Here is a 26,426-nt window from a genome sequence, read left to right on the forward strand (position 1 = left end):
TAATAAGGTGGGCCTTTTACATTTCAATGCAATGGAGTGATCTTAATGATTAATCGTTTTTTAGATAGTCCAGTTAAAACACAAGATTTTATATGGCTTGCAGCATACATGGATGGAACATTTTTATCTGAATTTAGTTATGACTCACAAAAAGAAAACAGTTTTTATGCAATTGAGAAAGACAGGCTCATACGTTTTGGGCTTATTGGCTATGGAATGAATTTTTATTACGAAGTATTAGGCGGAACTTTCAAATTAGCTGGACAGATGGTTGAGGTTATTTACAAGACGGATGAAAAAGAATATTATCTCACTGGTCAACAAATGATGTATCAAGATCTGATTCAGTACAAAGATGCTGAAGCAACATTAAATTTATTCGAGGGTGCTGGAGCCACCAACAGTAAAATCACACAATATAACTTTGGATACAAGCAAAATTTAAAAATAGATGATGCTAATTTTAATTTCAAGGCAATTTGTCATATTCCTTATGGTAAACCCATTTACTTGAGTTTGAGAATTAGTGCGGATTCAAACTTAAATGGGAGACTATGTATAAGAAAAAATGGACTTACCATAGAAGAGTTTGATGCTCCACTTAAGGCAAATGTAGCTGGACAATTGAATTGGGAGTTGACGATGTAATGGCAGTGATAATTACGAGTAATAAAAGTGTTGATATCAATCAGGGGATAAAAACAAATGTTGAAATTATTGATGGAAAGTTACTCTTGAAAATTGTTAGGCAATATAACCGACCAAGTGAAACAAACTCTATTCCAAAGATGACTTCTAATACTACACCAAGTCCTTTTGTTGTGACAGCTTCATCTGTCTATAGTGCAACATATGATGCATGGAAGGCTTTCAATGGGACAATTTCTGATGTTTATGATTGTTGGGTTTCTGCAGATGGTCTTAAAAATGGATGGATAAAATTTGACTTTTACTCACCTAAAGCAATATGCAACTACTCAATAGTGAACAGGAATTATTCTACCGCAATTTCAACTGCACCTAAAGATTGGACATTTGAAGGAAGCAATAATGATAGTGATTGGATTACCCTTGATGTAAGATCTAATGAAACAAATTGGTTAATAAGTCAAAAAAGAACTTATTCGTTTCTTAATAACACCAAATACAGATACTATCGTCTCAATGTTACTTCAAATAATGGAGAAGCTTTTATTGCAATTGGGGACATTGAAATGATGGAATCTGTTCTGGCAAATATTTATTCTGATAGCGGAACATATGAGTCAAATACACTTGATTTAGGACAATACTTCAGACAGGTTAAATCTATTTCAGCAATCAAAGGAGTCCCAACTGGCACAGAAGTAAAAGTTTACACATCGACTTCTACAGATAATCTAACTTTCTCGCCATATTCTCTTGTTGATGTAAATGGAATCATTACTTCACCACAAGCGCGTTTTATTAAAATTAAAGTTGAGCTAATTGGAAAATTAGAATTACAAAATGTAACCTTGAACAGTTTTTCTTCACAAGAAGCATCTCAGTTTCAACCTGATGATCAAACACTATTCGATAAAGGATTACAATTAAAAACAGTTTACATAGATAATATGCAGAAAGACTCTGCTTGGAATGAAACAGGAAGTCTATTTAGAAAGTCTCTTGATAAATCAATATTTCGACAAATTGATAAGATAGAGGTGATTTAATTGTCCATAAAAAAATACTTATTTTTAGATAACAATGAAGTGAAGGTTTACCCAACACCATACACTGAAGATCTTTGTACAGGGGGCACTCCATTTGCGACGGGTAGTAATAGTGGAGATGTTCAAAATGCGTTTGATAATGATCCGACAACTTCTTGGGGATATGGACAAGGATCTAACTATTATGTAGGGTATGTGAATATTGGCTATGATTTTGGTGATTCAAACAAGAGACATGTAAGGCAAATAGTAATATATTCTGCTGGTGCAAGTAATAACGTATCCTCTGTGATTATTCAAAGTTCAGATGATAATGTTACTTGGTTCTCTTTGAAAACCCAAACAATAATACCGGACATTAAAAATTATATTGAATTACCTCCCTCAAAACCGCAGCGGTACTGGAGAGTATTGTGCAATTCAATTTCGGGTATGACATGGACTGGGTTAGGATACATATGGATGGTTAGAGAAATAGAGATGATGGAAACAGCACCTCAAAATTGGATGATAGTAGGGAATCCCCCAGTCTCAAAGACAATGTTTGATACAAATGGTATGAATAGTTTGAGTCACCTAAATCGCACGAACAGTACAATTACTAAGATAATGAAGGATGAAGGTACCTTGGGTCAAGGAAAAATCTATTCGTACGATCTAAATATAAGTAAGTTCCCTGACATTAAAAATATTACTTTTCACTAATTAAAAGGCAGGTGAATAAATGGCTATCTACAGTCTTAAAGCGGCTCAACGAAACATGAAACAGTGTGGTGTCTCATGGTATAGGTTCAATGAAACAGGTGGAAATGTGATTAATGACAGCAAAGGTGCTAATTCTGGAACTGCGTATGGAACAGTGATTATCGATGGGGTGAATGGAAAGGCAAGGAAATTTAATGGAACGAGCGATTGTATCTCATTCAACAGTAAAATTATTCCACTTGGAAAAAAGTCTATTAGATTTAGAATTAGAATTTCAGGAGTGCTTTCAACTGTTGGAACAGTATTGAACAATGGACTTCCACCAGAAGGAAGTAGTGCAAATGGGGATTATATTTATATTCAAACAAACGGAAACATTGGATGGACGAGTTATCAAGGAACCACCTCTCCAACTGGAAGGAGATTTACGCTTGAGTCCACGAAAAGTATTTCTGACGGACAATGGCATGATATCCTATGCGTTTGGGATGGCTCTACAAACCGAGATACCGTGGCTATTTACATTGATGATATGTTAACTCCACATGTTACTACAACAGCAGCAAGTAATGAAACTACAACTCAAATATCTAACTTAACCATTGGGAGAACAATGTTAGGCAATTATTATCAATTTTTAAATGGCGATTTAGATGAAATAGAAATATATAGCGATATCATTTATCCATATTATGAAAAAATATTAATACTATCAAATGGAGAATATAAAAAGTATGATGGTGTCTCATGGATAACAGTTACATCTAATGCACCAACGGAAGAAGATTTTATAAATAATGGCATGGATTCAATTCAAAACTTGAAGAGTGAAGTTTTTTCTAGATTGAATGATTCTACAGGTAAACCTAAAATTATATACTATTCTGATGATCCCACAAGACCTCTGCCCAATCTTGTAATAACAGCAAATTATAGTCCCATTGATGAACTAGATGATCCAGAATTGCTTGTTTGGACTGACGACGTGAATTCAAACTTTCAATCAAAAACAACAGCACTTCCAAAACCTAGATTGGTAATACCTTTACAGGATCTGAACATTAAAGGAGATTTAAAAAATTTCACATTATCAGCAAATGTAAGTGAGTTGTATTCTGGAAATATTATTCCTGCGATGACTTCAAATACCTCGCCTAGTCCATACGTTGCTTCTGCTTCTTCGGCTCATAGTGCGAACTATGATGCATGGAGAGCTTTTAATGGGGGTGACGGCACTACCTACTGGACTCCGCCAAACGGTACAAAAAGTGGATGGATAAAAATCGATTTGAATAGTCCAAAAATTATTTCACGGTATTCCATTAGAGCTAATCACCAGTATGCGAATACAGCTTCACCTAAAGAGTGGACATTTGAGGGAAGTAATAACGACAAGGATTGGGTTATTCTTGATACGAGAATAAATGAGACAAATTGGATTGTAAGTGAAAGAAGGATCTTCACACTTAGCAATTCATCAGGATATCGCTACTATCGTTTAAATGTTTCATCAATAAATGGTATTGGTGCAGCAGATACTCTTATGATTAATAAAATTGAAATGATGGAACTGGTTTCTGTTCCTGTATTAAGAGTAATTGTAAGTAGTGACTCAGGGAAAACATGGAATACCTTCGAATCCAATAGTTGGGAACCTGTAACCATCTCAAGCTTATCCAACGTGAAACAGAATGGAATGACATACTCAGAAATAAATTCACTGACACAGGATCAATGGAAAGCCTTATCTCAAGATGGGAGATTTCGATTTGCTTATTATCTTGAACAGGATAGTTTTGAGGATACGCTCAAAGTCAATTCTTTGTCTTCAACACAAGTCCTAACTACTGATACACCAACACTAAATTCATTGACCATTATCTACGATGAGTTAGACAAAAAATACTCAGGACTCATGTTTATGGATACATCCCAACAATATTACTCATCATCAATTGGAGAAATCCTTAAATATTTGGATATGGGAACAATGATTGCTGGTCAAACATCATTGGAAATTCAGGTCAAATTAACAAACACATACCCCTTTGATGTTAAAAATATTCGACTATGGCCTGAACATAATATTAGTGGTCTTACAATTGAAATGAGCAAATCAAATCAGCCATTTATGGGACACTCAAGTCTTACATTCGATCAACTTCTTTTTGATCAGGTAGTTGATTTTTATATTCGTCTCACTGTTGATCCTTCAGCACAATCTGGAGGGAATTTTGATATACGTGTTCATGCAGAACCAGTATGATCGTTCCAATACAATGGAATAGGAAGTGGTGATTTTGTCAGATGTTTTTATCGATGTTAAAGGGAGGATAACTATTCTCCCTCATAACAAAATGAGCGGTAAAGTTAAGGTTATTGCTGTTGGCAATGATGAAATCTCGTCATCTGTAAATATTAAGAAGCCGAATGATTTACCTTCATCAGTTAGTATTTATAGTGATAACGTTATCATCAATCCTATGTTTCCTCCTACATTCGGGAGTCAAAAGAAAGCCAATGTTTCAATTCTGCATAGGAATGAAATAAGAAGTAACATTAAAATAAATGCAAAAAATAGAATGACTGGTGTTGTGGACATTACGCCACCACCCAAAAAGACAATAAAATTATTTCCTGTTCAAGATGCTTTCGTTCGCGAAGGGATTCCTACACTCAACTATGGTACTGAGCAATCCATGGCTGTAGGTTACAATTCTCCTTTTAATGAATCATACAGAGCGCTGATCCAATTTGATATTTCATCATTGCCAAAAGATATTATCATTGACAAAGCAAGTGTAAACTTATTCTCATCCGAGATAAAAAAGACAAGCCAACAATTAGGCATCTTTACACTTCAAGCCGAATGGAATGAGATAGGAGTCACATGGAATAATCAGCCTAATATTTCAGATTTATTGGACATTCAAAATGTAAAAGATGGAAAGATATCTTTTGATATTACCAATGAAACAAAAAACTGGCATGATGGTTCAGTATCAAACAATGGATTGGAAATTAAGGCAGTCAATGAAACTGTGAATGAATACGTTCAATTCAATACGAGAGAGAATCCAATTGATAAACCTTATCTTGAGATAACCTACAGAGATAAAACTATCTATAGTTTTGGGAGATCTGAAGTACTTTCAAAAGTATTTATTTATGCTGTAGGTAAGTCAGACTTGAAGGCATCAGTTAGAATTAAGTCATTTGATGAGGCATCAATAATTCCTGCAAAGGTGCATATTCTGAATCCGATGTTTATGGAATCCAACGTTGTGATTAGTAAGCCAGATTTAGTGTCCAATGTTACCATTAGGCAGTCAGGCGAAAGTACTATCTCAGGAAATGTAACGATTCGTCAAAAATTCTTTAGCAATTTAAGATCAAGCATTTCTATTAACGCCCCTGATCGAATTGGGCGAGTCACGATTCCATACAGAAGTCAAGTTAATGGGAATGTCGTGATAAGGGGATATGATAAACATGATATTCCTGCTAAGATTTCAATCTCACGTGATACTGTATATGCATCGTTACAGATCAGGCAAAAGGGAACAAATGAAGTTACTGCCTCAGTCACAATCAATCGTGGCGAATATCGAGACATAAAAGCCAACGTTGGCATCTCTCAACCTGAAATCAAAGGTAATGTTCAAATTGTTCACAGTTCCTATATGCCAAGTAGTGTTTTAATTCGACAGAATGTGAATTCTGATATCTCAAGTGTTGTAGTAATTCCACATAGGAAGGATATTCTTGGGTCTGTCGAAATAGTTGGCGCTTCTATGATTCCATCATCAGTTTACATAAACTCCGAATTCATTAGGGCAAATGTTCGTATTCCTGCTTATCAGACAAACGACATTCGAGGCAAGGTTACGATTCGAGTAAAGTGGATTAGTGATTTACGATGTTCTTTGCATATTGGCGGAGATAATGTTTTAGGTGGATATGTTTATATTCTTTAATGTACAGGAGAGTGTCATTTGATGCTCTCTTTTTTATTTTAAATTAAGTAGGTGAAGTGTTTGGAGAGAATTGATTTATTAGTTAAGACAATAGTAGGTGTGGTCTCAGGATTTGTTTCTATGTTAGTTGGTGGTTTAGGTTTAGTCTTTACCGTATTACTTGGACTCATGGCAATTGATTTTATTACTGGACTATTAGCAGGTGCTTTCAACGAAGGATTGCAAAGCAGAAAAGGTGCAAAAGGAATAATCAAGAAGGTATATGTTATTTTATTAATCGGCTCTGTTTATCTGATTGAAACGGCAGTTCTAAAATCCAATGGAGTAGTAACAGATGGTATTTCAGGTGCATTCTGTTTAATTGAATTTGTAAGCATAACCGAAAACGGTGGACGTATGGGCATCCAAATTCCTGATAAAATCAAGGATTTAATTTCAACATTGAAAAATGAAAAGAAAGAAGGCGGAGATAGATGACTTTTGAGGTCAAGTGGAAGGGAAATGACAGTACGAATTGGAGTGAGCGCAAAGAGGGTTTGTTCCATGCTTAAACTGACATATGAAGAAGTCCTTAATGAATTCAACAAATGTGATTATATATTATTGGAAGACAAATACATTAATACTACAACAAAAATGAAATATGTTTGTAAAAAACACCCATCAAAAAAAATGCAAATTTCGATGAAGCATTTACGAAGAGGCGTCAGATGTAAGTACTGTAGCATAGAAAAGAGAGCGAGAAATCAAACGCTCTCTTTTTCTTTTGTGAAAGAACAGTTTGAAAAGTATGGGTATGAAGTTATAGATGAGGAATATTTTGGCGCACATCAACCAATAAAGTTTAGATGTCCAGTTCATAAAGACAAAATATTAAAGACAACCTATATAAAAATTTCGAAAGGACGTGGTTGTAAATATTGTAGTAGAGAGAAGTTTGCAAACAATAGAAAAAACAACTATAAATATGTTGAAAATTACTTCATAAAACTAAATTATAAATTACTTGATAATTTCTACACAAATAATCATACTAAAATGAATTTCATTTGTTTTAAACATCCTCTCGAAATTCAACAGACTACATTTAATTCATTAACCTCTGGAAAACTAGGCTGTAAATTATGCAGCAGAGATAGAATTAGTGGAAGCAATAATCATGGGTGGAAAGGTGGGGTTACGGAACTATCCGAATTTTTAAGGAAGAAATTATACAACTGGAAACTTGCTGTACTAGAATTAAACAATTTCGTCTGTTTTATATCTGGTGTAAATGATGGTACGTTAGAAATTCATCATGCTACACCATTTAATGTTATTCGCGATAGAGTATTAAAACAACTAAATATCCCATTAAAAGAAAAAATATCTGATTACAATGATGAAGAACTTTTAATTATTTCCACAGAATTTGTTAAGGCACATGAAAATATACAAGGGGTTCCAATGACTAAAAAACTTCATGAATTATTTCATAAAAAATATGGTCACGATGAAGATGTCGGCTTCGAAGATGTTTTAACATTTAAAATGGAGTATCTGAATGGTAGCTTAAGTGATGAAATAACCAAAAAAGCAGGGTGAGAGCAATGTTTAAAATTAAATACGAAATTAAATCAAAATATTTAACAACTAAGACAAAACGAAGATCAGGTATACCTATGAATGGGGTAAGGTTTATTGTTGCTCACGACACTGGAAATCCATCTTCCACAGCAATAAATAATGTGAATTACTACGAACGTTCTCATAATGATGACTTTGCTTCGGCGCATTTGTTTGTAGATGACAAAGAAGTGTATGAATGTATCCCAACTGGAATGATTAATGATATGACGCCTGAAAAAGCATGGCATGTCGTTTATGACACTCCAATTGATAATCAATTGTATGGCTGTGACGCGAACGATTATTCGATAGGAATTGAATACTGTTATGGAGGTAAAATCGATGCCGAAGAGGCGTATAAGCGGTTTGTATGGCTGACTGCTTATGTTTGCTACAAGTATGGTCTTAATCCTGCGAAAGATGTTACAGGACATCACATACTTGACCCAAAAAGAAAGATTGATCCAAAGAATGGGCTGAATCTGTCACTTGGAATTACTTTTGAACAGTATATTGCAGATGTAGTAAAGGAATATGAAGAATGTAAAGGAGACGATGACGAAATGAACAAAGTGTTGGATTATGATGATTGGGCATGGACAGAGCTGGATAAGTACATGGGTGATGCTTACAACGAAGGCATTATTGAAGATTGGAAATGGGTACAGCAAGTGCGTGATCACACTATGACGTACAAAGATTTGTTGCTACTGAAGATTCTCATTGATGATCGTAGACATAAAAAACAATAATAAGGAGGAATAAAATATGCAATTTTTTATTGAAAATAAAGATACTATTCTTTCAATTGTAATCGCTGCTTTACTTCTTGGTCTTGGCTTGTTGACGTTGAAATATCGAAAAACAAATAAAGAAAAAACTCAGGATCTCGTCGATAACCTTGATGCTTTTAATAACTATCTTCATGTCATGCAGCTTATTGGAGGCATTCTAAAGGTTGATGATAAAGTGAAATCTCAGTACATGAAAATTCTTGAGGTGTGCGAGATTGCAACGAAGTATACAAGCAATGTTCTGAAGACAACAGACGAAAAACAAGTCGAAGAGCAAATTAAAGCAACCGTTGAGAAATTGCTGAAAGAAAATAATATTGAACCGACTCCCGAAGTAAAGCAAATTATCGAATTTGGGATTCGTGAAGCACTGAGAAAATTACAATGAAATGACCATTTCATCCGTTTATACCCCTGTCTCCTTTATTGGATTGCAGGGGTATTTTTTTCGATTTTCAAGATTTTTAAGCTATAAATCATCTAATAAAATGCACTTTTTTTAATCTAAAAATTGATCTTTGTGTTGCCCCCACTAAAAAGGCACAAACCCTATAGTATCAAGGGTTTAGCCCCCTCCCCACCGAATCTTCGAAAAAATCTTGGTTGCCCCCTTTTAATTTTTCTTGAGGGAGGCTAATATTTGAACTTAACTCCATATTGATGTGAGTTATCATTTACTACACTATGTGTTCCATCGAGATAATAAATTTTATACCCTTCATCCTTTACTTCGATCTTGGTTACATGTTCTCCCAATGAACCCTCTACTCTCACATTTCGTATTTGAAGATGTGTGGTCACCATATGTACTAGATCTTCCTCTTTAATTTTAAAATTGTTGGAACATGATTCCTTACCTTTCTTCTCATATGTAGAACAAGAATAAGCAAGCTTGTCTCTCATTTTTTTCCCCCGGTACTTACCACCGCAATGCAAACATGTGATTTTTGATGTGAACTGATACATGTAACTCTCCTGAATAAAAATAGATTTTACTGCAAATGTTAATTTACTAAACCTTTCATTTATGGCTATATTCATCATTTAGATCTCCTTGTGACATAATATTTTATCTTATGCCAACAAAAAGAAAATTAGCCTACTTAATGAATATTTTTTTAAATTTCATATGGAACTTTTATCACCTCTTCTTTTTCTTTCTCCTCCTTATAGCCAGTTACCTTATTAACTCTTTCTGCTAACATGTCCGCTTTATTTAAATATTCAAAATCATCATTAATTAGTGTGAAAATTGCTTGTGTATTTTCGCCTTGCTTATTAACATAATTTAAAGTTAAAAAGTATACCGTTTTACGACTTTCTATTCTCTCTGTACCTAAGCCAGATAAACCACCCACGATAGCAGCAGCAGGACCTAAAATTAATCCCCCAACAACTGCTCTTTTAATCACAGATTTTTGTTTCTCTATAATTTCTAACTTTGAATCCTCGGTGATGAGCGTTTTTACTACTCTGTTAAAAGGAATAGTCTGAATGTCGTTTATAGTTATCTTATCATCATAAACATTAATCGAAACCTCTTCTCCTTCTTTTACGTTAGGAATTCCAACAATATGCTGAAGAGGAGATAACATTATAGGACCTTCTCTTTGGATCTTTTTTTGCTCTTGTATCTTTAGTTCATGTAAATCAATCTTTTCTTTTTTCTTCCTTGCTAATATTGTGGTTAACACAAGAATGATTACCAATAGAAGTATAACAGCTATTTCCAATCAATAACTCCTCCTTAATAAGGCTATAGTATGTTTCGAACGCTCTGAAAATGCTGTGTAATTTTAAAGTCATAGATAAGGTAGTTTTTCGCCATATTATACCATAATGGGATAATTGCCAACACTAGAAAAATGAGATTTAATAATATCTCTGCTCACTACCGTAACTTAATGTTCTTTCGCTTTCTGAAAATAAAAAAGAGGCACAGTGGCCTCTAAGTCATGATTATTCTTCCCAAACTTTAACTTCTTTCATTTTGTCACCTTGTCTTACTTGATCAAGAAGATCCATACCTTCAGTTACCTTACCGAAAACGGTATGTTTCTTGTTCAAGTGTGGTTGTGGTTCATAGCAGATGTAGAACTGACTTCCTCCTGTATCTTTCCCAGCATGCGCCATCGCAAGCGTTCCGCGTTCATGCTTGCTTGTATTTGTTTCAGTTTCACATTTAATGGTATAGCCGGGTCCACCCATACCGTTTCCTTTTGGACAACCTCCTTGGGCTACGAAGCCCGGAATGACGCGGTGAAATGTCAGTCCGTTGTAGAAGCCTTCGTTTGCAAGCTTTTCGAAATTTGCTACCGTATTCGGTGCTTCTTCTGGAAAAAAGTCAATTAATATTTTTCCGCCTTTTTCTAATTCAATGCTTCCTTTTTTAGCCATGACTGTTGCTCCTTGTAGATTATTGTTTTGAAAAGAGTGTATCATAACTAGGCAAATACAAGCAAATTATAGGTGCATTTTACTCTCTATTGGAGTGCCGTGCGGGCAGCCGCCTTGCGCTACGAAGCCCGGAATGACGCGGTGAAATACGACTCCGTTATAGAAGCCTTCGTTTGCAAGCTTTTCGAAGTTTGCTACCGTATTCGGCGCATCTTTCTCGAACAAATCGAGCACGATTTCGTTGCCGTCAGTCATTTTAATAATCGCCTGTTTTGCCATAGGACGAACACTCCTTTAGTTGCTTGTTCTGCCGGGTGCACCCTTCTGCAATGCCCCCGGACAACCCTTCCTATTTTACTATGAAAAGCGGTTCCGCACAAATCAGTATCGCCGTTATCGCTCACGCAACGATAAAAAAACGCCGGCCACAGGGACCGGACGTTCTCTCTCGCTTGATTATAACGTTTTGGCCGTCACTTGCTGCCGCATCCGTTCGGGCACGACATCGTTGCCGAGCAAATGCTCAAACGATTCGCGTTTTACTACGATATCGGCCTCGCCGTCCTTCACGAAAACGACGGCCGGCCGGCGAATCCGGTTATAGTTGCTCGACATCGCGTAGTTATACGCACCGGTGCAGGCTACGGCAAGCAAATCGCCCGTACGCGCTTGCGGCAGGTTGACGTCCCAAATGAGCATGTCGCCGCTCTCGCAGCACTTGCCCGCGATCGATACGACCTCTTCGTCCACTTCGGTAGCCCGGTTTGCGAGCATGGCCTCATACTGCGCTTCGTACAGCGCCGGACGCGGATTGTCGGTCATCCCGCCATCGACGGCCACGTATTTGCGCACGCCGGGAATATCCTTGTACGTGCCGATCGTGTACAGCGTCGTGCCTGCGTCTCCGACGATGCTGCGGCCCGGCTCGGTCCAGATCTCGGGCAGCGGATAGCCGTTTTGGCCGAATTTCGTCTGGATCGCTTCGGCGATCGAATTTACGTACTCGGCGACAGGCAGCGGCGAATCGCCATCGACATAACGGATGCCGAAGCCCCCGCCCAGATTGATAACCGGGAACGTCAGACCTAGCTGTTCCCGGATATGGACTGCGAAATCGGCTACTTTATCGACCGCAAGCCGGAAGCCGCCGACCTCGAAAATTTGCGAGCCGATGTGCGAATGAACGCCGAGCAGCTCGATATTCGGCAGCTCCGACGCTTCCTTGACCGCCTGCTCGGCCGCGCCGTTGGCCAAATCGAAGCCGAACTTCGAATCGGTCTGGCCTGTGGATATATATTCATGCGTATGAGCATCCACCCCTGGGGTGATACGCAGCAGAACATTTACTTTTTGCCGTTTCTCTCCCGCAATGGCATTCAGCATGTGAAGCTCGACGAAGTTATCGACGACGAAGCAGCCGATCTTGGCGCTAACCGCCATCTCAAGCTCCTGCGGCGTTTTGTTGTTGCCGTGAAAATGAATCCGCTCGGCCGGAAAACCGGCTTCCAGTGCGGTATACAATTCGCCGTCCGATACGACGTCCAGCGACATGCCTTCCTCCTCCACAATACGACACATAGCCATAACGCAGAACGCTTTGCTGGCATATGCTACCTGAAACCGGAGGCCCGTAGCGCGAAAAGCTTGCACAAATTCGCGGCAGCGCTGGCGGATCAATTGTTCGTCCATAACATACAGCGGTGTTCCGTAGCGCCCGGCTAATTCGACTGTATCGCAGCCGCCGATTTCCAGATGTCCCCTGTCGTTAATCTTGCTGGTGCCGTGTAGATACATCTTGTTCGACTCCTTCTCCCCATGAAAAGACATTACTTTTAAAGTACCACAGACAAGCGCCAAAACACAATATGCAAAACACCCCTCCGAAGCGGCTTCGAAGGGGTGCAAGGAGCGAAATTGCTTTTGATACTGTGTTCTGAAACGGTTAGCGCTGCGGCTGCCGGGTTCTGTCTTTCGGCCTTGTCAGACTTAGGCGCCTTTTCATGGACAGAAACGGCGCTCTAACCAAAATACTCCTCATCGCATTCATATTGAACGGGATAAACGGCCACAAATACGGGGTATTGTACGAGCGCTGCAGCCCCAGCATGAGCAGCAGAAAGGTAGAGCCGATGACAAACCCCGGCACTTTGAAAACCGCTGAAACCACGAGCAGGACGAGTCGGGAAATACGGTTCGCCAAGCTGAGCTCGTAGCTGGGGGTGGCAAACGTACCAACCGCGGCAACCGACAAGTACAGAATGATTTCGTTTGAAAACAATCCCGCCTTGACGGCTACTTCTCCTACCAATATTGCCGCCACCAAGCCCATCGCGATCGCAAGCGGCGAAGGCGTATGTACGGCGGCCATCCGCATCAAATCGATACCGAGCTCCGCAATAAGAAACTGGCCGAGGATCGGGATTTTTCCCGGCTTCTGCGGCCCCAGAAACTCGAGCCCCGCCGGCTTAAGCTCCGGCGAAGTCACGATAAGAAGCCAAAGCGGCAGCAGAAAGATCGACGCGGCGATGCCGATAAACCGCACCCATCGGAGATAGGTGCCCACAATCGGCGTCTGACGGTATTCTTCCGCATGCTGCACATGGTGGAAAAACGTCGTCGGCAAAATCATAACCGAGGGGGACGTATCGACAAACACGATGACATGGCCTTCCAGCAGATGAGCCGCCACCACATCGGGACGTTCCGAATATCGGACCGACGGATACGGATTCCAGCTATTGCCAACAATCGCTTCTTCCAGCTGTTTCTCGGCGAGCGGGACCCCGTCCACTTTCACTTCTTTGATTTTATCGCGGATCGATTCCACCAGCTTCATGTCGCAAATATCTTGAATATAACCTATGCAAACGTCGGTCTGCGTTCGTTTGCCGACCTGCGTAATTTCCAGCTTCAGCCGCGGGTCCCGTACTCTGCGACGTACCAACGTAACATTGGTAAGCAGCGTCTCGATAAAACCGTCGCGAGAGCCTCGTACGACCCGTTCCAGCTCAGGCTCTTCGGTCGTACGGGCCGGAAAGCTCTTGGCGTCAACCAGAACGGCTTCGCGTTCGCCCTCGAAGAAAAAGGCCGTTCCACCCATCGCCACATTATCGATCGCTTCCTTCAGCTTGCAGGCCCGTTTCACCTGCACGTGAGGAATCAGCGCCTCTTCGAACAAGCCGATGATACTGCGGCGCTCACCCTCCTCCTGACGCTCCGGCGGCTCTTCCGCGCGGTCCGTTCTCCAGTTCCGGTACGGTTTCCGGTGCTCCTCCACCGGTTTTCTGTGCTCTGTTTCTCTATGCACCTGATCGGCATAAGAAAGCCGTTCCAGAATTTCGGTCAGCACATTGTCTTTAATGAATCCGTTATAGTAGAAGATCCCCGTTTTTTGCCCGCCGAACACCATTTCGCGAAAGATAACGTCGAAGCTTTTGTTCAAGCCTACTTGCTCTTCCAACTGCCGCTTCAGACGGTCGAAATCCTCGGAAATTTCCGTGCTTTCCTTAAGCTCCCGCTCTTCCGCCGTCAATTGCGTCTCCTGACGCATCTTGCGTGACATTCCCTTTTCAGAATCGCCTGATTCGGTATCGCGCTCCCTTCCATCCTTCGCGGGTCGCTCCTCCGGTTCGTCCGCCGACAGGCTGCCGATAATATTGCCTTCCCGGTCAACGATCAGCTTGTCTTCCTCCGGCGGCTGGAAGCTGCGGAGCTTTTTTGATTTTCCGCCTATTAATTTCGCACGTTTGATTTGCTTGTTCACGCCCTTCACCTCCCAGTGAATTTTGTTGCGGCGCAGGTTCGGGCATTACTGCACCAGCCCGAGCCAGTCGATCAGTGAGCCGAGCACTTTCCCGAAAATCATCGCCATCAGCAGCCAGATCATATACTCTTCCATCCGGATTCTTTTGGCCAAAATCGGCAGCACGTTGATGACCTCAGTCAGTGCTGCCGCAAGCATTCCGACAAAGCAGCCGGCGAACAGGCCGAGGACCGCGGCGGACAACGGAAACAGCCGGAACTTCCATTGAAAGAGATCCGTCACCGTAAAAAAAACCGCACCAAGGACGACGGCGCCTTCGTATAAACGGATCGACCGGTACGATCTGCTGATTTGCGCCAGCCTCGGGATGATGTCCAGCACCACCAGAAAAGCAACCATGCCGCTGCCTACCGCAAGGCCGCCGGCCAACCCGATAAAGGCAAGCAGAAACCCGCTCAGCAGTCCGGTCAAGGCGGCGGCTCCCGGTCCGGCGAGCGATTGATTTTGGCGTATTCCTCGGCGATGACATACTGGTTGACGTTTTCCTGGTACATGAACATTTCCACCTCCAACGGGCTCGGCTCCTCGTTGAACTTTTTCTTGAACAGGTGATTGAAAAAGACGATCATCCCGATGCCGATGCCAAACGAATACGGAATTTGCAGCAGCAGCGGACGTTCAGTCTGTTTGCCGGTAAGCAGCTTATAGATGCTCCGGTGGACTTCGGCCATGCTGACGTCGGCGTGAAAGTTCATAATGGCCAGACCCGATCCGATAAAAAGCAGCAGCCACACCAGAACGATGAGAAACATGCTGGGAGGGCGCGTTTTTCCCGAAATTTCAACCAGCGTGTGCGGTTCGCCAAAATGCTCGATGGTCATGGCCGGAAACCGCTCTTTGATTTTGCGTACGACCCGCATCATATCGATAAGCAGCAAGCTGCCGTCATGCTCCTCGGGGCGGTACAATTCCAGCTCAAGCAGCTCGGCCTCATACTCGGGCTCCGTCAAAAAGACGGCAATATGCCCGAGCCGAATCGGATCGCCGCGGCTGGCCCGCATCCGTTTGCGCAATCGGATGTACAGGGACGGAGCGGAAGCACGGTTCATCTCCGAATCCTCCCTTACCATGCATTTAACGGTAGTATGAATAATTACGCATGGCGGTAAACATCCCGGGCCTTGGCAAAAATTTCACTGGGAGCCGAAGCATAAAGGAAAGCGGCGTAACAAACAGTAAAGGCAAGATCAAAGATCACCCAAACTTTCTTAGAGGAAGGTGTCGAGCATATGAGAAGAACGGCTTTAACGCTCGTAATCATCGGGGCTTTAAACTGGCTGTTGGTCGGATTGTTTCAATGGGACTTGGTTGCCGCCTTGTTCGGAGGCGACGCCCATCGGGTATCTTCGGGCTTAAGCCGAATTATTTATACATTGGTCGGTTTGGCGGGGTTGTACTGCATCGCCTTGCTGTTCCGCGACGACGACAGAGCCCGGGCCCGGTAACGGCAAGCTCCTTAAGAATCGCAAGAGGGCGAGAACGTTTGCTCGTTCTCTTTTTAGGCGGCAATAAAAAAACAGCTCCCCGTCGATTCCTGGAAAAGGAACCTCGGAGAGCTTATTTAGGCAGGATCGTTATTGGGCAATTTGATCCTTGATCGATTGTAATATTTTTTTCTCGAGCCGCGAGACCTGTACCTGGGAAATACCAAGCCTGCTGGCTACCTCGGACTGCGTCTGATCCCGGAAGTAACGAAGGTATACGATCAAGCGTTCCCGTTCGTTCAGCGCGCCGATCGCCTCATTAAGCGCCAGCTTGTCGAACCACTTGTCTCCGCCCTCGTCCGCGATCTGGTCCATCAAAGTGATCGGGTCGCCATCGTTTTCAAAAACGGTTTCATGGATCGAGGACAAAGGTTTGTTCGCTTCTTGGGCGAAGACGACCTCCTCCGGCGTGATTTGAAGCTCCTCCGCCACTTCCTTGATCGTCGGCAGCCGGCCGTTCCGTTTCGAAAGCTCGTCCTTCGTCTTGCGGATTTTGTTGGCCAGCTCCTTGAGCGAACGGCTGACCTTCAGCGTTCCGTCGTCGCGCAGAAAACGCTGGATCTCCCCGATGATCATCGGGACCGCATACGTTGAAAACTTCACATCATACGACAAGTCAAACTTATCCACCGACTTGAGCAGTCCGATGCAGCCGATCTGAAACAAGTCCTCGGCCTCGTAGCCCCGGTTGAGAAACCGCTGCACCACCGACCAGACCAGACGGATGTTGCATTGCACCAGCGTATCTCTGGCCACCGTATCACCGGACTGGCTGAGCGCGATCAATCGTTTGACTTCGCTATCGTCCAAATAGCTGTGTGAGGCGTGCTTCAAATCTACATCCATGAGATCAGACCCCTAATTGAAAAGAGCTTTTTTCGATTCGATTCGCTTCTTCATTCTAATCGTGGTGCCTGTGCCTAAGGCTGTCGTCACTTCGATCGCATCCATGAAATTTTCCATAATCGTGAAGCCCATGCCAGAGCGTTCCAGCTCCGGCTTCGACGTATAAAGCGGCTGCTTGGCCAGATCCAGATCCTCGATCCCCGATCCTTCGTCCGTCACGGTAATAAAAACCGTGTCCCCTTCGAGCTCGGCCGAAATCGTTACAATCCCGTCGGGGCGGTTGTCGTAGCCGTGAATGATGGAGTTCGTTACCGCTTCGGACACGACCGTCTTGATATCCGTCAGCTCATCCAGCGTCGGATCCAGCTGCGATACGAAAGCGGCGACGGTGACACGGGCGAACGATTCGTTCTCGGAGCGGCTCGCAAACTTCAGCGTCATAAAGTTTCGTTCACTCATAGGGCGACCTCCAGACTTTGCAGCGCTTTTGTTTCGTTGTCCTGAATCGATAAAATTTTGAATAGCCCGGACATTTCAAGAAGCCGGTACACGGCGGGATTCAGGTCGCAGACGACCATTTTGCCGCCGCGCGCCGTAATCTGCTTGTAGCGGCCCAGAATGACGCCGAGGCCGGAGCTGTCCATGAAGGTCAGCTCTTTGAAGCTCATAATAATGTGGTTGACGTTTCCACGCATGACCGCCTCTTCCATCCGCGTTTTGACCGTGTCTGCCGTATGATGGTCCAGCTCTCCCTGAAGCCTGACGATCAGCGTTTGGCGGTAATGTTCGAGTTCGATTTGCAGACTCAAGCTGCTCACTCCTTCCCGTTCATGCACACTCATTTCTACGTGAAGGAATCCTTTTCCTGCCCCCCGACAAAACTAGAAGAAATGCGCTATAACTAGAACAAAAGCGACAGAAAGCGCAGCGGAATAGCGCAAAATCCCCGCGGCGGCGTAGGCTGTATCTGCGGGGATCATGCTGTGTATGTCAGGCCGCGGCTATTCGTCAATCCAAGAAAAACATCCGCTTCGCCGTTCGTTTCGTCAAGGTCCACCAGCCGGCTTTTTTCACATTCACGGGCGCTTCCAGCGCGAATTCGGTCAATACCTGATCGCCTTTGTACACGACGATTTTCCCGATCGAATCCCCGGCCGCAACCGGCGCTTTCAAATCCGTCCGCAGCTGCACTTCGTGGCGGATTCCGTCGGCCGCTTCCCCTTTTTTGAGCAGCAGGCTGTACGGATGCGTGGCCGTCAACGGGACAACCGGCACCTCGCCTTTGCCGATTCTTAATTCACCGAGCGAATCTCCGGTCTTGTAGATCGGAAGATTCGTATATTGCGAGAACGCATAATCGAACATCCGCGTGACTTCCGCATTGCGCGTTTTCGTATCCGGTTCACCCATGACTACGGAAATGACGCGCAGATTGTCGCGCTTCGCCGTTGCCGACAGACAAAATTTCGCTTCACTCGTATAACCGGTTTTTAAGCCGTCCGCCCCCGTATAAAAGCGCACCAGCTTGTTCGTATTCACGAGCCAAAACGGCTTGGGCGTTTCCTTGCGCAAATAATCTTGGTACAAGCCGGTATACTGGGTAATCTCTTCGTGCTTAAGCAATTCTTTGGACATCAGCGCAATATCGTAGGCGGAAGAGTAATGATTTTCGGCAGGCAGTCCGTTCGGATTGGCAAAATGGGTATTTTTCATCCCCAGCTGCGCGGCACGCTCGTTCATCATCCGGACGAACGCTTGTTCCGTACCGGCAATTTTCTCTGCCATCGCTACTGATGCGTCATTGCCTGAGGCCATGGCGATGCCTTTCAGCATATCGCGTACCGTCATTTCCTCGCCGACTTCCAGAAAAATCTGCGATCCGCCCATGGAAGCGGCGTATTCGCTTGTCCGCACCTTCTCGTCCAGCTTGATTTTGCCTTGGTCCAGCGCTTCCATAATAAGCAGCATCGTCATAATTTTCGTGATGCTGGCCGGGGGAAGCCTCGCGTCTTTGTTTTTCTCGTGAATGACCGTGCCGGAATCCGCATCGACGATAACGGAAGATACGGCATTCGGAGCCAGCTCAACCGGCTGCGCCCTTTTCGCCTCCTCCGCCATCGCGGACGGCAGCGTAACCAGCAGCAGAAGCTGGATGCAAATCGACCACTTGATCACTTTCCTGAGCATAACCCTATTCTCCCCTCCTGTCGGAGCTCGATTGTAGGTACTGGTATTCAGTGTTGACGAATCTGGAACAAAATATTCCAAAACAGGAAAACAAACAGCCGGAAAGTAGACCGATTCCGGGCCGGCATTAACATGCGCACTGGAGGGTGCGGCTCTAATGCGCGGTCGGGAACACGCGGCGCACCAAATCCGCAAACCCTTGCACGAATCCGCCGACCGGACGTCCCGCTCGCACATCCGCTATATACGTATTGACACGCCCGACAAAATCCGGATTGACAGATACGTAGACGCGCTGTACGTTCGCATCCGTCGCCCGGACTTTCCCGGCGATACGATTTTCAACATCCTGCGTCAGAGTCTGGTTCGGTTTCATGACGGACGCCACATAAGCCGTACGGTCGGTTACAAGCACATTCGCCGTCTGGACTTCCGGCACCTCGGAGACGATTTTGCTAGATGCTACGTCCGCGATATCGATTTTTCTGGCGGTCGTTTGATACGGTTGAGCCCCCGGATTCGTTCCCTGGTGTGTGTAATTCGTCTGGGTCTGCTGCTGGGGTTGGGCAGCTTGCTGCTGCATACGCGCCTGCTGCCTGTTCGTGCAGCCGGCAGCCAGGACGGCGACGCAGCCAAGCACGATTGAGGCGCGGCCCCATACTTTAACGTGATTCATCGTAGTTTCAGCCTCCCTCTTGGTGATTGTCCGTCTTAGTATGCTTACTCCCATCGTTTGGCATGCACGCAAAGAAGCCCGGGACGAAAATCCCGGGCTTTCATGTATGGATCACCAGCTAATTATAACTTGCGGATGCCGTCCTTCGTGATAACGGCATAAATCAACTTCAACTTTTCGGCAGGCGCCGAAGCGATCGTGAAAGCGGCAGCCGTCCGCCGCATCATTTCCGCCGTTTCTGCCGAATCCTCGCGGTTGATGTACAGCTCGGCAAGCGGCTCGCCCTTCTTCACCGGATCGCCGACACGCTTGAACAGCTTGATGCCCACGGCCAGATCGATCTTGTCTTCTTTGGTCGCGCGGCCCGCGCCAAGCAGCATGGCGGTAATCCCCAGCGCTTCCGCATCGATCGCAGCTACATAGCCTTCTTCCGGCGCCGGAACGTCCACACGACGGGCGGCTTGGGGAAGCCGTGCGGGATCTTCCGCAATATGGGCGTCGCCTCCCTGCGCGGCAATGAACTGCTTCAGCTTCGCGAGCGCCTCGCCGTTGTCAAGCAAGCGGGTGACGAGCTCCTTCGCTTCGGCTTCGCCGTCCGCTTTGCCTCCAAGGCGCACCATGTGCGCCGCCAGTTCGAGACAAATCTCCGTCAGCTCGGCCGGCCCCCGGCCGCTGAGCGTATCGATCGCCTCCAGCACCTCAAGCGAGTTGCCGATCGAAGGACCGAGCGGCTCATCCATGTTCGTAATCACCGCAACCGTCTCCCGCCCGACCTCCGTTCCGATATCGACCATCGCTTGAGCCAGCTTGATGGAATCGTCCAACGATTTCATAAACGCGCCGCGTCCGGTCTTGACATCGAGGACGATGGCGTCCGCACCGGAAGCGATTTTTTTGCTCATGATCGAGCTGGCAATCAAGGGAATCGATTCTACCGTGGCCGTCACGTCCCGCAAGCCGTACAGCTTCTTGTCCGCCGGCGTCAGATTGCCGGTTTGACCGACTACCGCAAGCCCGATCTCCCGCACCTGCGCCAAAAATTGCTCCGTTGTCCGCTCGACGGCAAAACCCGGAATCGCTTCCAGCTTATCGATCGTCCCGCCCGTATGGCCGAGGCCCCGACCAGACATTTTCGCCACAGGAATCCCGGCTGCCGCCACCAACGGCCCTACGATGAGCGTCGTCGTATCCCCCACACCGCCTGTGCTGTGCTTATCGACCTTGATGCCGGGAATGGAGCTTAGATCGACCTGATCTCCCGAACGCGCCATCGCCAGTGTTAAATCGGCCGTTTCCCGCGCGGACATGCCGTTGAAATATACCGCCATTGCCCAAGCGGACATCTGGTAATCCGGAATTTCCCCTTTCGTATAGCCTTCGATTAAAAAAGCGATTTCTTCGGAGGACAGCTCCTTGCCGTCCCGTTTGCTATGTATGATATCGACCGTTCTCATCCGGGCCAACTCCCCTGTCACGTAGTCTCCCCCGTATTATATTCCCTTCGCCGCAAAAAGAAAAGAAAGCCCCGGGGAGACAGCTCCCGAGACTTCCTTGGCTCATGGTTAAATGATATATTCCCGTTAGGATACGACGATCTTCGTTTTCATATCCGCGTGCCCCGGACCGCAAGGCAGAACGCAGTGCACTTCATACGTACCCGGTTTGTCGAAGGTCACTTCCATCGACTTGGTGTTGTTGTCCAGCTTAACGCTGGTGCCAATGATTTCAAGCGCATGAAGCCCTTCCTTGTTCATCAGGGAAACGGTTGTTTTCTCGCCGGCTTTCGCCGTGTATTCCGGCTTATCGAACTGATAGTTCGTCGCTACGAACTTGATCGAAGGACCTGCCGATTCCTCTTTTGCCATTTCCGCTTGACGAGCAGAAATGTTCTGGAACAAAACGCCCGCGCCGAGGAGACAGGCGATGATGAACAGTGAAAACATAGCCCACTTTTGCATAGATAATCCCCCCTTACTGTTTGGCCGTAAAGACGTATAGTCTTATTGTACAAAATACGGGCGACTTTACACATGCCCTTTCATGCCATTCCCGTGAAAAATTTGTGAACAAATTTGGAACGGCTCGATACGGAATTCACGTTTAGCATGAGATAACCTTTAAACCAAAATACGCGGACTTCCTCTGCCCGCAAAAAAACTCCGCCATACGGCAGAGTATTTACAAATGGATTTAACGGCTGAGCCGATCGCGAATTTGAAAGCCGATGCCCCGCTCTTTCCGCTTCGCTTCCTGCTGGTTCATCTTATGGATATCGTTCATGATCCGAATCCGGCACGCATTGCATAAGTGATGCTGTCTGATCGGCGAACCGCAGCTATTGCAGGGATAAGTTAATCCAGGATAATAGGCGACCGGCAGCCGGTTCGATACGATGAATTCGGCGATTCGTTTAACGGAGACCCCCGTAGCCGTGCTTAGCTCTTCGGTACTTGCCCTCCGGCTGCCGCGCAAATAGCTTTCGCAGCGGTCGAAATCGTCGTGAACCTTATCGATACAATCTTGACACAGATTGCGCAAATTTTTTTGAAATACTTTTCCACAGTTCGGGCAGTTGGCTACTTTAAGCATCGTCATGGCGGGCACGCCCCTCTTTTTCCTACTTCCGCATCGCTAGAGTATGGTTCTAATGAATTATCAAAGTAGTCCTATATGCCCAATTGTAGCACAGTTGCTTTGGCCCGAACAGAGGGACATCTCAATTTTTTTGGAACTGCCCCTAAAGTCATATGTCTGAATAACCCCCTTCCGAATTGTCATACTATAATGGACCCATTCCTTCGGGAAGCAGGAACAGGAGGTGCCGTACATGTCCGACAAGCAGCAAGGCCACGGGAATCAGAACACGACGACCCGTACCAGCGACAAAGGCGCGAAGAAATCGAAATAACGAGCCGACAAAAAAAGTACTCCCGCTTCCGAGGAAGGTGGAGTACTTTTTCCATAGCTATGCGATCGGCGTCCCGTTCGGAGCCGTCTGGTCGGGCGCGAGCAAAATGACATCCCCCTGCTCCGGCACCCCTCCGAGCACCAGCACCTCGGAAACGTATCCGGCAATACGTCTGGGCGGAAAATTAACAACCGCTACAACCTGTCTGCCGATAAGATCGTCCGGTACATACCGCTTTGTAATCTGCGCGCTGGAGCGCTTGATCCCGAGCTCTCCGAAATCGATCTGCAGCTTGATGGCCGGAACCCGCGCTTCCGGGAAAGGCTCGGCGGCCATCACCGTTCCGATCCGCAGGTCCAGCTTATGAAAATCGTCGATCGTTGCTTCCATTCCGCTCACTCCCGAGGTTATTCATTTTTAGTAACCATGATAGCCCAGCACAGAGGGGCAAAGCAACGAACCGTTTCGTTATAACGATATTTTACCTTGCGGTCTCGTCACACAGCCGCCTTGCGAAGCATGGTATAGGACGCAAGCGCATAGACAACCATTAGTGCAAACAGCCAGCCTGCCCATTCGGATACGGTTATGCCCACTATCCATTGATACAAGCTGTCCCACAATTGGTAATAACTTAAAGAAATGACAAGGACACTGATAACTGCAGAGACAACACCCGAAAACACGATCATACCGAACCAGCCATAGCGCCGCTGGACGCTCGAAATAGCAAATCCAAAAAAGTACAGATGCAGCAATAGCACGAAGTTTCTCGTTACTAGCCCGATCGCCGTACCTTCACCCCAATAAGGCATACGGAAAAAGTGTAGTCCCACTCCCCAGCCGCTGCTCCAGCCTTCAAGCAGAGAGAGCAGCAATAGCAGGATGGCCGTACCCAGACTGATCAAAGCGAAGTTTGTGGCCGTTCCTGCAAAATAATCTTTCCTCCGGACTCCCAGGCCAAGTGCAAAAACGAACGTTTGAGGCAGAGCGACCATCCCGATAACAAGCGAATATACGTAAAGGGAAGTAATGCCTCCGGTATACATTTCGCCTTTCCCACCGATCGAAAACTGGATGATAAGATGTATAATGAGATTGACTAAGAGAATGATCCAAGGCATGTATAACCAGGAGAGCTTATCTCTCAAATGCATTTTTGCTACGCTCGCAATGCGGTTCATAGAGCACTTCCCGCCTTTCTGTCCGATGTATGCTTCGTTAAATGGACGACTAACTGCTGTAAGGAAACGGGGGAGAATTCGAGCCCGAGCGCTTCCCCTTCCTTCCGCTCTTTCTCGCTCAGCTCATCCATCACCGTTGCCGAAATCAGTCCACCGAACGCTTCCTGATGGATGATTTCCCGGGCTCGAATGAATTTTTCCACGGTACGGGCCGTTCCTATGACGGCAAACGCCCGCCCACGAAGCGCCTCCGTATCCTCGTTCAAAATCAGCTTGCCGCCATCGATCATAATCACATGCTCCAGAAGCCGGCTGACTTCATCGATCAAGTGCGTCGATAAAATGACGGTTCTCGGATGGGCCGAGTAATCCTCAAGCAGCTTTTCGTAGAATAACCCTCTGGCCACCGCATCGAGGCCCAAATACGGCTCGTCGAATATCGTAAGCGGCGCTCGGCTGGCAAGACCGACAACGATTCCTGCGGCCGACAGCATGCCCCGGGACAGCTTCTTCATTTTCCTTTTCAGCGGAAGCCCGAACGTCTCGATCAGCTCGTAGGCGTACTCGCGGTCCCACTGGGGAAACAACGATTCCGCTACCTCCAACACATCGATGACATGGAAGTTGTCCGGGTACTTTTGGCTTTCCTTGATAAAGCACATTTTGCTCAGTACGCTTTTGTTCTCGTACGGGTTTTCACCGAATACTTCAATGTCTCCACTGGTAGGAAAAATTTGAGCGGTGATCATATGCATAACCGTTGTCTTGCCAGCCCCGTTTCTCCCGAGAAGCCCGTAAATTTTGTTCGGCTCTATGGAAAAACTGATGCCGTCTACCGCCGTTACGTTGCCGTATGTCTTTGTCAGCCGAGTCACTTCGACGATCGGATTCATTTGCCTCCATCCCCTCTCCGAATCATATCCATCAACTGATCCGATGTAATGCCGAGCTTCTCGGCTTCGCGGATCATCGTCACCACATATTGCTCAAAAAACTGCTCTCTCCGCTTCTCCATCAATTGTGCGCGCGCGCCGGCCGCTACAAACATGCCTATCCCCCGCTTCTTGTACAATATACCTTGGTCCACCAACAGATTGACTCCCTTTGCCGCCGTCGCCGGGTTGATCTGATAAAATGCCGCGAATTGATTCGTCGAAGGAACCTGCGATTCTTCAGGCATGCCGCCTTCGATGATGTCATTCTCAATCCGTTCGGCGATCTGAACAAAAATCGGACGGCTGTCGTCTATTAGGGTCATTTGCTCACCACCAAACTGGTTAATTACTCATGTAACTAACTATATATCCAAGTAACTTCTTTGTCAATCGCCCTCTAGCAAAAAATAGAAAAATCCCCGAAAGCCTAGAAGTGAAGGCTCTCAGGGATTTGGTTTATCCGTTGTACCGTTATAGTAAAGCTTCGACTGCCGGTTCGAGATCGAGCGGGTCGACTGTGGATTCAAACCGCTTAACGACCTTACCTTCCCGGTTGACGAGAAACTTGGTGAAGTTCCATTTAATGTCGTCGCCGGGCAGCAGCTCAGGCTGCTTCTCCTGCAGAAAAGCACTCAGCATTTTGCCGGCAGACTGACTGAGATCGAATCCCTCGAACGGGGCTTGCGCCGTCACATATGCAAAAAGCGGATGTTTCTCCGAGCCGCGGACGTCCACTTTCTCAAATAACGGAAACGAGACCCCGTAGTTCAACTGGCAGAACGTATGGACGTCTTCACTGCTCCCCGGCTCCTGCTCACCGAATTGATTGCAAGGGAAGCCCAGAATGACCAGCCCTTGGTCACGGTATTTTTCGTACAGCTTTTGCAGATCGGCATACTGCGAGGTAAAGCCGCACTTGCTGGCCGTATTGACGATCAGCACCACCTTGCCCTCGTATTGCTCCAGACTCGTTTCTTGGCCTCGAATATTGTTCGCTTGGAATGAATAGATAGACATGATAACTCCTCCATTGTTGTTTGATTAATTGTACACAATTTAATTGTTTAAAATTTATCATACCGTACCTCCCGCTGTCAAGCTTTTTATGTGCCTTTTTTTAGAAAAAAAAAACTACAGCGGAATAACCAGCATACTATGTTTGTTTTCAAGCTCCCGAAGGTAAGCTAGAGGATTTCTTCTAAACCTTC

At 45.4% G+C, this 26,426-nt stretch carries 31 protein-coding genes; 10 read left to right on the forward strand and 21 right to left on the reverse strand.

Features of this window, described 5'->3' with window-relative positions; translation table 11 throughout:
* Nucleotides 1-45 precede the first annotated feature (45 nt).
* The 9 genes from KQX66_RS10850 (at nucleotide 46) to KQX66_RS10890 (ending at nucleotide 9,166) form a co-directional block, all read left to right on the forward strand.
* Nucleotides 46-648 (forward strand): hypothetical protein, encoded by a 603-nt coding sequence (locus tag KQX66_RS10850; protein WP_216792465.1) that lies wholly within the window; start codon nucleotides 46-48, stop codon nucleotides 646-648.
* Nucleotides 648-1,694 carry a discoidin domain-containing protein gene (locus KQX66_RS10855; RefSeq protein ID WP_216792466.1) on the forward strand — a complete coding sequence of 349 codons (1,047 nt, stop codon included), beginning with the start codon at nucleotides 648-650 and terminating at the stop codon, nucleotides 1,692-1,694. Before KQX66_RS10850 ends, KQX66_RS10855 begins: the two co-directional genes overlap by 1 nt.
* Nucleotides 1,695-2,399 (forward strand): discoidin domain-containing protein, encoded by a 705-nt coding sequence (locus tag KQX66_RS10860; RefSeq protein ID WP_216792467.1) that lies wholly within the window; start codon nucleotides 1,695-1,697, stop codon nucleotides 2,397-2,399.
* Between the two features lie 19 nt (nucleotides 2,400-2,418).
* Nucleotides 2,419-4,665 carry a LamG-like jellyroll fold domain-containing protein gene (locus tag KQX66_RS10865; protein WP_216792468.1) on the forward strand — a complete coding sequence of 749 codons (2,247 nt, stop codon included), beginning with the start codon at nucleotides 2,419-2,421 and terminating at the stop codon, nucleotides 4,663-4,665.
* A gap of 34 nt (nucleotides 4,666-4,699) precedes the next feature.
* Nucleotides 4,700-6,376, forward strand: a complete 1,677-nt coding sequence (locus tag KQX66_RS10870) for a DNRLRE domain-containing protein (protein WP_216792469.1) — start codon at nucleotides 4,700-4,702, stop codon at nucleotides 6,374-6,376.
* A 60-nt stretch (nucleotides 6,377-6,436) separates the two neighbouring features.
* Complete coding sequence (locus KQX66_RS10875) at nucleotides 6,437-6,853, forward strand: phage holin family protein (protein WP_216792470.1); 417 nt, start codon at nucleotides 6,437-6,439, stop codon at nucleotides 6,851-6,853.
* Nucleotides 6,854-6,919: 66 nt separating this feature from the next.
* Nucleotides 6,920-7,960 (forward strand): hypothetical protein, encoded by a 1,041-nt coding sequence (locus KQX66_RS10880; protein ID WP_216792471.1) that lies wholly within the window; start codon nucleotides 6,920-6,922, stop codon nucleotides 7,958-7,960.
* 5 nt (nucleotides 7,961-7,965) lie between these two features.
* Nucleotides 7,966-8,736, forward strand: coding sequence for a peptidoglycan recognition protein family protein (locus KQX66_RS10885; RefSeq protein WP_216792472.1), 771 nt, complete (start codon nucleotides 7,966-7,968; stop codon nucleotides 8,734-8,736).
* A gap of 16 nt (nucleotides 8,737-8,752) precedes the next feature.
* A complete protein-coding gene (locus KQX66_RS10890; protein WP_216792473.1) occupies nucleotides 8,753-9,166 on the forward strand; it encodes a hypothetical protein in 414 nt (137 codons plus the stop codon).
* A 245-nt stretch (nucleotides 9,167-9,411) separates the two neighbouring features.
* Here the strand turns inward: KQX66_RS10890 and KQX66_RS10895 are convergent, their stop codons facing one another.
* From KQX66_RS10895 to KQX66_RS10930, 8 genes are all read right to left on the reverse strand, one after another.
* Nucleotides 9,412-9,819 carry a recombinase zinc ribbon domain-containing protein gene (locus KQX66_RS10895; RefSeq protein ID WP_216792474.1) on the reverse strand — a complete coding sequence of 136 codons (408 nt, stop codon included), beginning with the start codon at nucleotides 9,817-9,819 and terminating at the stop codon, nucleotides 9,412-9,414.
* A 77-nt stretch (nucleotides 9,820-9,896) separates the two neighbouring features.
* The gene (locus KQX66_RS10900) at nucleotides 9,897-10,511 is read right to left on the reverse strand and encodes a hypothetical protein (RefSeq protein WP_216792475.1); all 615 of its coding nucleotides are present in this window, start codon (nucleotides 10,509-10,511) and stop codon (nucleotides 9,897-9,899) included.
* 226 nt (nucleotides 10,512-10,737) lie between these two features.
* Nucleotides 10,738-11,175, reverse strand: coding sequence for a peptidylprolyl isomerase (locus tag KQX66_RS10905; protein ID WP_216792476.1), 438 nt, complete (start codon nucleotides 11,173-11,175; stop codon nucleotides 10,738-10,740).
* A 66-nt stretch (nucleotides 11,176-11,241) separates the two neighbouring features.
* On the reverse strand, nucleotides 11,242-11,454 hold the full coding sequence (locus tag KQX66_RS10910) for a peptidylprolyl isomerase (protein ID WP_216792477.1): 213 nt from the start codon (nucleotides 11,452-11,454) through the stop codon (nucleotides 11,242-11,244).
* A gap of 177 nt (nucleotides 11,455-11,631) precedes the next feature.
* Complete coding sequence (gene lysA / locus KQX66_RS10915) at nucleotides 11,632-12,969, reverse strand: diaminopimelate decarboxylase (RefSeq protein ID WP_216792478.1); 1,338 nt, start codon at nucleotides 12,967-12,969, stop codon at nucleotides 11,632-11,634.
* Nucleotides 12,970-13,117: 148 nt separating this feature from the next.
* Entirely contained in the window at nucleotides 13,118-14,938 is a 1,821-nt protein-coding gene (locus tag KQX66_RS10920; protein ID WP_216792479.1) for a spore germination protein, read from the reverse strand.
* 45 nt (nucleotides 14,939-14,983) lie between these two features.
* On the reverse strand, nucleotides 14,984-15,409 hold the full coding sequence (locus KQX66_RS10925) for a stage V sporulation protein AB (protein WP_216792480.1): 426 nt from the start codon (nucleotides 15,407-15,409) through the stop codon (nucleotides 14,984-14,986).
* Nucleotides 15,406-16,047, reverse strand: coding sequence for a stage V sporulation protein AA (locus tag KQX66_RS10930; RefSeq protein WP_216792481.1), 642 nt, complete (start codon nucleotides 16,045-16,047; stop codon nucleotides 15,406-15,408). Before KQX66_RS10930 ends, KQX66_RS10925 begins: the two co-directional genes overlap by 4 nt.
* A 180-nt stretch (nucleotides 16,048-16,227) precedes the next feature.
* Between KQX66_RS10930 and KQX66_RS10935 the strand changes: the two genes are divergently transcribed.
* Entirely contained in the window at nucleotides 16,228-16,443 is a 216-nt protein-coding gene (locus KQX66_RS10935) for a DUF378 domain-containing protein (protein WP_010498984.1), read from the forward strand.
* 129 nt (nucleotides 16,444-16,572) lie between these two features.
* Here KQX66_RS10935 and sigF read toward each other — a convergent pair whose 3' ends face one another.
* From sigF to KQX66_RS11000, 13 genes are all read right to left on the reverse strand, one after another.
* Nucleotides 16,573-17,328 (reverse strand): RNA polymerase sporulation sigma factor SigF, encoded by a 756-nt coding sequence (gene sigF, locus KQX66_RS10940; RefSeq protein ID WP_025846479.1) that lies wholly within the window; start codon nucleotides 17,326-17,328, stop codon nucleotides 16,573-16,575.
* Nucleotides 17,329-17,340: 12 nt separating this feature from the next.
* Entirely contained in the window at nucleotides 17,341-17,787 is a 447-nt protein-coding gene (spoIIAB, locus tag KQX66_RS10945; RefSeq protein WP_216792482.1) for an anti-sigma F factor, read from the reverse strand.
* Nucleotides 17,784-18,137 (reverse strand): anti-sigma F factor antagonist, encoded by a 354-nt coding sequence (gene spoIIAA / locus KQX66_RS10950; RefSeq protein ID WP_216792483.1) that lies wholly within the window; start codon nucleotides 18,135-18,137, stop codon nucleotides 17,784-17,786. The genes spoIIAB and spoIIAA overlap by 4 nt, the downstream gene beginning before the upstream one ends.
* A 199-nt stretch (nucleotides 18,138-18,336) precedes the next feature.
* On the reverse strand, nucleotides 18,337-19,515 hold the full coding sequence (locus KQX66_RS10955) for a D-alanyl-D-alanine carboxypeptidase family protein (RefSeq protein ID WP_216792484.1): 1,179 nt from the start codon (nucleotides 19,513-19,515) through the stop codon (nucleotides 18,337-18,339).
* A 154-nt stretch (nucleotides 19,516-19,669) separates the two neighbouring features.
* Nucleotides 19,670-20,191, reverse strand: coding sequence for a YhcN/YlaJ family sporulation lipoprotein (locus KQX66_RS10960; RefSeq protein WP_216792485.1), 522 nt, complete (start codon nucleotides 20,189-20,191; stop codon nucleotides 19,670-19,672).
* Nucleotides 20,192-20,313: 122 nt separating this feature from the next.
* Complete coding sequence (locus KQX66_RS10965) at nucleotides 20,314-21,645, reverse strand: pyrimidine-nucleoside phosphorylase (protein WP_216792486.1); 1,332 nt, start codon at nucleotides 21,643-21,645, stop codon at nucleotides 20,314-20,316.
* 126 nt (nucleotides 21,646-21,771) lie between these two features.
* Nucleotides 21,772-22,149, reverse strand: a complete 378-nt coding sequence (locus KQX66_RS10970) for a cupredoxin domain-containing protein (RefSeq protein WP_216792487.1) — start codon at nucleotides 22,147-22,149, stop codon at nucleotides 21,772-21,774.
* Between the two features lie 232 nt (nucleotides 22,150-22,381).
* Nucleotides 22,382-22,786, reverse strand: coding sequence for a flagellar protein (locus KQX66_RS10975; RefSeq protein WP_216792488.1), 405 nt, complete (start codon nucleotides 22,784-22,786; stop codon nucleotides 22,382-22,384).
* A 370-nt stretch (nucleotides 22,787-23,156) separates the two neighbouring features.
* Nucleotides 23,157-23,489, reverse strand: coding sequence for a chaperone CsaA (gene csaA / locus KQX66_RS10980; RefSeq protein ID WP_216792489.1), 333 nt, complete (start codon nucleotides 23,487-23,489; stop codon nucleotides 23,157-23,159).
* Nucleotides 23,490-23,596: 107 nt separating this feature from the next.
* Complete coding sequence (locus KQX66_RS10985) at nucleotides 23,597-24,283, reverse strand: hypothetical protein (RefSeq protein ID WP_216792490.1); 687 nt, start codon at nucleotides 24,281-24,283, stop codon at nucleotides 23,597-23,599.
* Complete coding sequence (locus tag KQX66_RS10990; RefSeq protein ID WP_216792491.1) at nucleotides 24,280-25,176, reverse strand: ABC transporter ATP-binding protein; 897 nt, start codon at nucleotides 25,174-25,176, stop codon at nucleotides 24,280-24,282. The genes KQX66_RS10985 and KQX66_RS10990 overlap by 4 nt, the downstream gene beginning before the upstream one ends.
* Nucleotides 25,173-25,541 carry a GntR family transcriptional regulator gene (locus KQX66_RS10995; protein WP_216792492.1) on the reverse strand — a complete coding sequence of 123 codons (369 nt, stop codon included), beginning with the start codon at nucleotides 25,539-25,541 and terminating at the stop codon, nucleotides 25,173-25,175. Before KQX66_RS10995 ends, KQX66_RS10990 begins: the two co-directional genes overlap by 4 nt.
* Nucleotides 25,542-25,689: 148 nt before the next feature.
* Entirely contained in the window at nucleotides 25,690-26,235 is a 546-nt protein-coding gene (locus KQX66_RS11000; protein WP_216792493.1) for a glutathione peroxidase, read from the reverse strand.
* Nucleotides 26,236-26,426: the final 191 nt, after the last annotated feature.

The organism is Paenibacillus oleatilyticus, from assembly GCF_018998565.1.
Classification (GTDB): Bacteria; Bacillota; Bacilli; order Paenibacillales; family NBRC-103111; genus Paenibacillus_G; species Paenibacillus_G oleatilyticus.

Coding starts and splice junctions, on each gene's coding strand:
- KQX66_RS10850 (WP_216792465.1), top strand. CDS start 46: ATGATTAATCGTTTTTTAGATAGTCCAGTTAAAACACAAGATTTTATA.
- KQX66_RS10855 (WP_216792466.1), top strand. CDS start 648: ATGGCAGTGATAATTACGAGTAATAAAAGTGTTGATATCAATCAGGGG.
- KQX66_RS10865 (WP_216792468.1), top strand. CDS start 2,419: ATGGCTATCTACAGTCTTAAAGCGGCTCAACGAAACATGAAACAGTGT.
- KQX66_RS10880 (WP_216792471.1), top strand. CDS start 6,920: ATGCTTAAACTGACATATGAAGAAGTCCTTAATGAATTCAACAAATGT.
- KQX66_RS10885 (WP_216792472.1), top strand. CDS start 7,966: ATGTTTAAAATTAAATACGAAATTAAATCAAAATATTTAACAACTAAG.
- KQX66_RS10890 (WP_216792473.1), top strand. CDS start 8,753: ATGCAATTTTTTATTGAAAATAAAGATACTATTCTTTCAATTGTAATC.
- KQX66_RS10895 (WP_216792474.1), bottom strand. CDS start 9,819: ATGAATATAGCCATAAATGAAAGGTTTAGTAAATTAACATTTGCAGTA.
- KQX66_RS10905 (WP_216792476.1), bottom strand. CDS start 11,175: ATGGCTAAAAAAGGAAGCATTGAATTAGAAAAAGGCGGAAAAATATTA.
- KQX66_RS10910 (WP_216792477.1), bottom strand. CDS start 11,454: ATGGCAAAACAGGCGATTATTAAAATGACTGACGGCAACGAAATCGTG.
- lysA (WP_216792478.1), bottom strand. CDS start 12,969: ATGTATCTACACGGCACCAGCAAGATTAACGACAGGGGACATCTGGAA.
- KQX66_RS10930 (WP_216792481.1), bottom strand. CDS start 16,047: ATGAACCGTGCTTCCGCTCCGTCCCTGTACATCCGATTGCGCAAACGG.
- KQX66_RS10935 (WP_010498984.1), top strand. CDS start 16,228: ATGAGAAGAACGGCTTTAACGCTCGTAATCATCGGGGCTTTAAACTGG.
- sigF (WP_025846479.1), bottom strand. CDS start 17,328: ATGGATGTAGATTTGAAGCACGCCTCACACAGCTATTTGGACGATAGC.
- spoIIAB (WP_216792482.1), bottom strand. CDS start 17,787: ATGAGTGAACGAAACTTTATGACGCTGAAGTTTGCGAGCCGCTCCGAG.
- KQX66_RS10955 (WP_216792484.1), bottom strand. CDS start 19,515: ATGCTCAGGAAAGTGATCAAGTGGTCGATTTGCATCCAGCTTCTGCTG.
- KQX66_RS10960 (WP_216792485.1), bottom strand. CDS start 20,191: ATGAATCACGTTAAAGTATGGGGCCGCGCCTCAATCGTGCTTGGCTGC.
- KQX66_RS10965 (WP_216792486.1), bottom strand. CDS start 21,645: ATGAGAACGGTCGATATCATACATAGCAAACGGGACGGCAAGGAGCTG.
- KQX66_RS10970 (WP_216792487.1), bottom strand. CDS start 22,149: ATGCAAAAGTGGGCTATGTTTTCACTGTTCATCATCGCCTGTCTCCTC.
- KQX66_RS10975 (WP_216792488.1), bottom strand. CDS start 22,786: ATGACGATGCTTAAAGTAGCCAACTGCCCGAACTGTGGAAAAGTATTT.
- csaA (WP_216792489.1), bottom strand. CDS start 23,489: ATGGAAGCAACGATCGACGATTTTCATAAGCTGGACCTGCGGATCGGA.
- KQX66_RS10985 (WP_216792490.1), bottom strand. CDS start 24,283: ATGAACCGCATTGCGAGCGTAGCAAAAATGCATTTGAGAGATAAGCTC.
- KQX66_RS10990 (WP_216792491.1), bottom strand. CDS start 25,176: ATGAATCCGATCGTCGAAGTGACTCGGCTGACAAAGACATACGGCAAC.
- KQX66_RS10995 (WP_216792492.1), bottom strand. CDS start 25,541: ATGACCCTAATAGACGACAGCCGTCCGATTTTTGTTCAGATCGCCGAA.
- KQX66_RS11000 (WP_216792493.1), bottom strand. CDS start 26,235: ATGTCTATCTATTCATTCCAAGCGAACAATATTCGAGGCCAAGAAACG.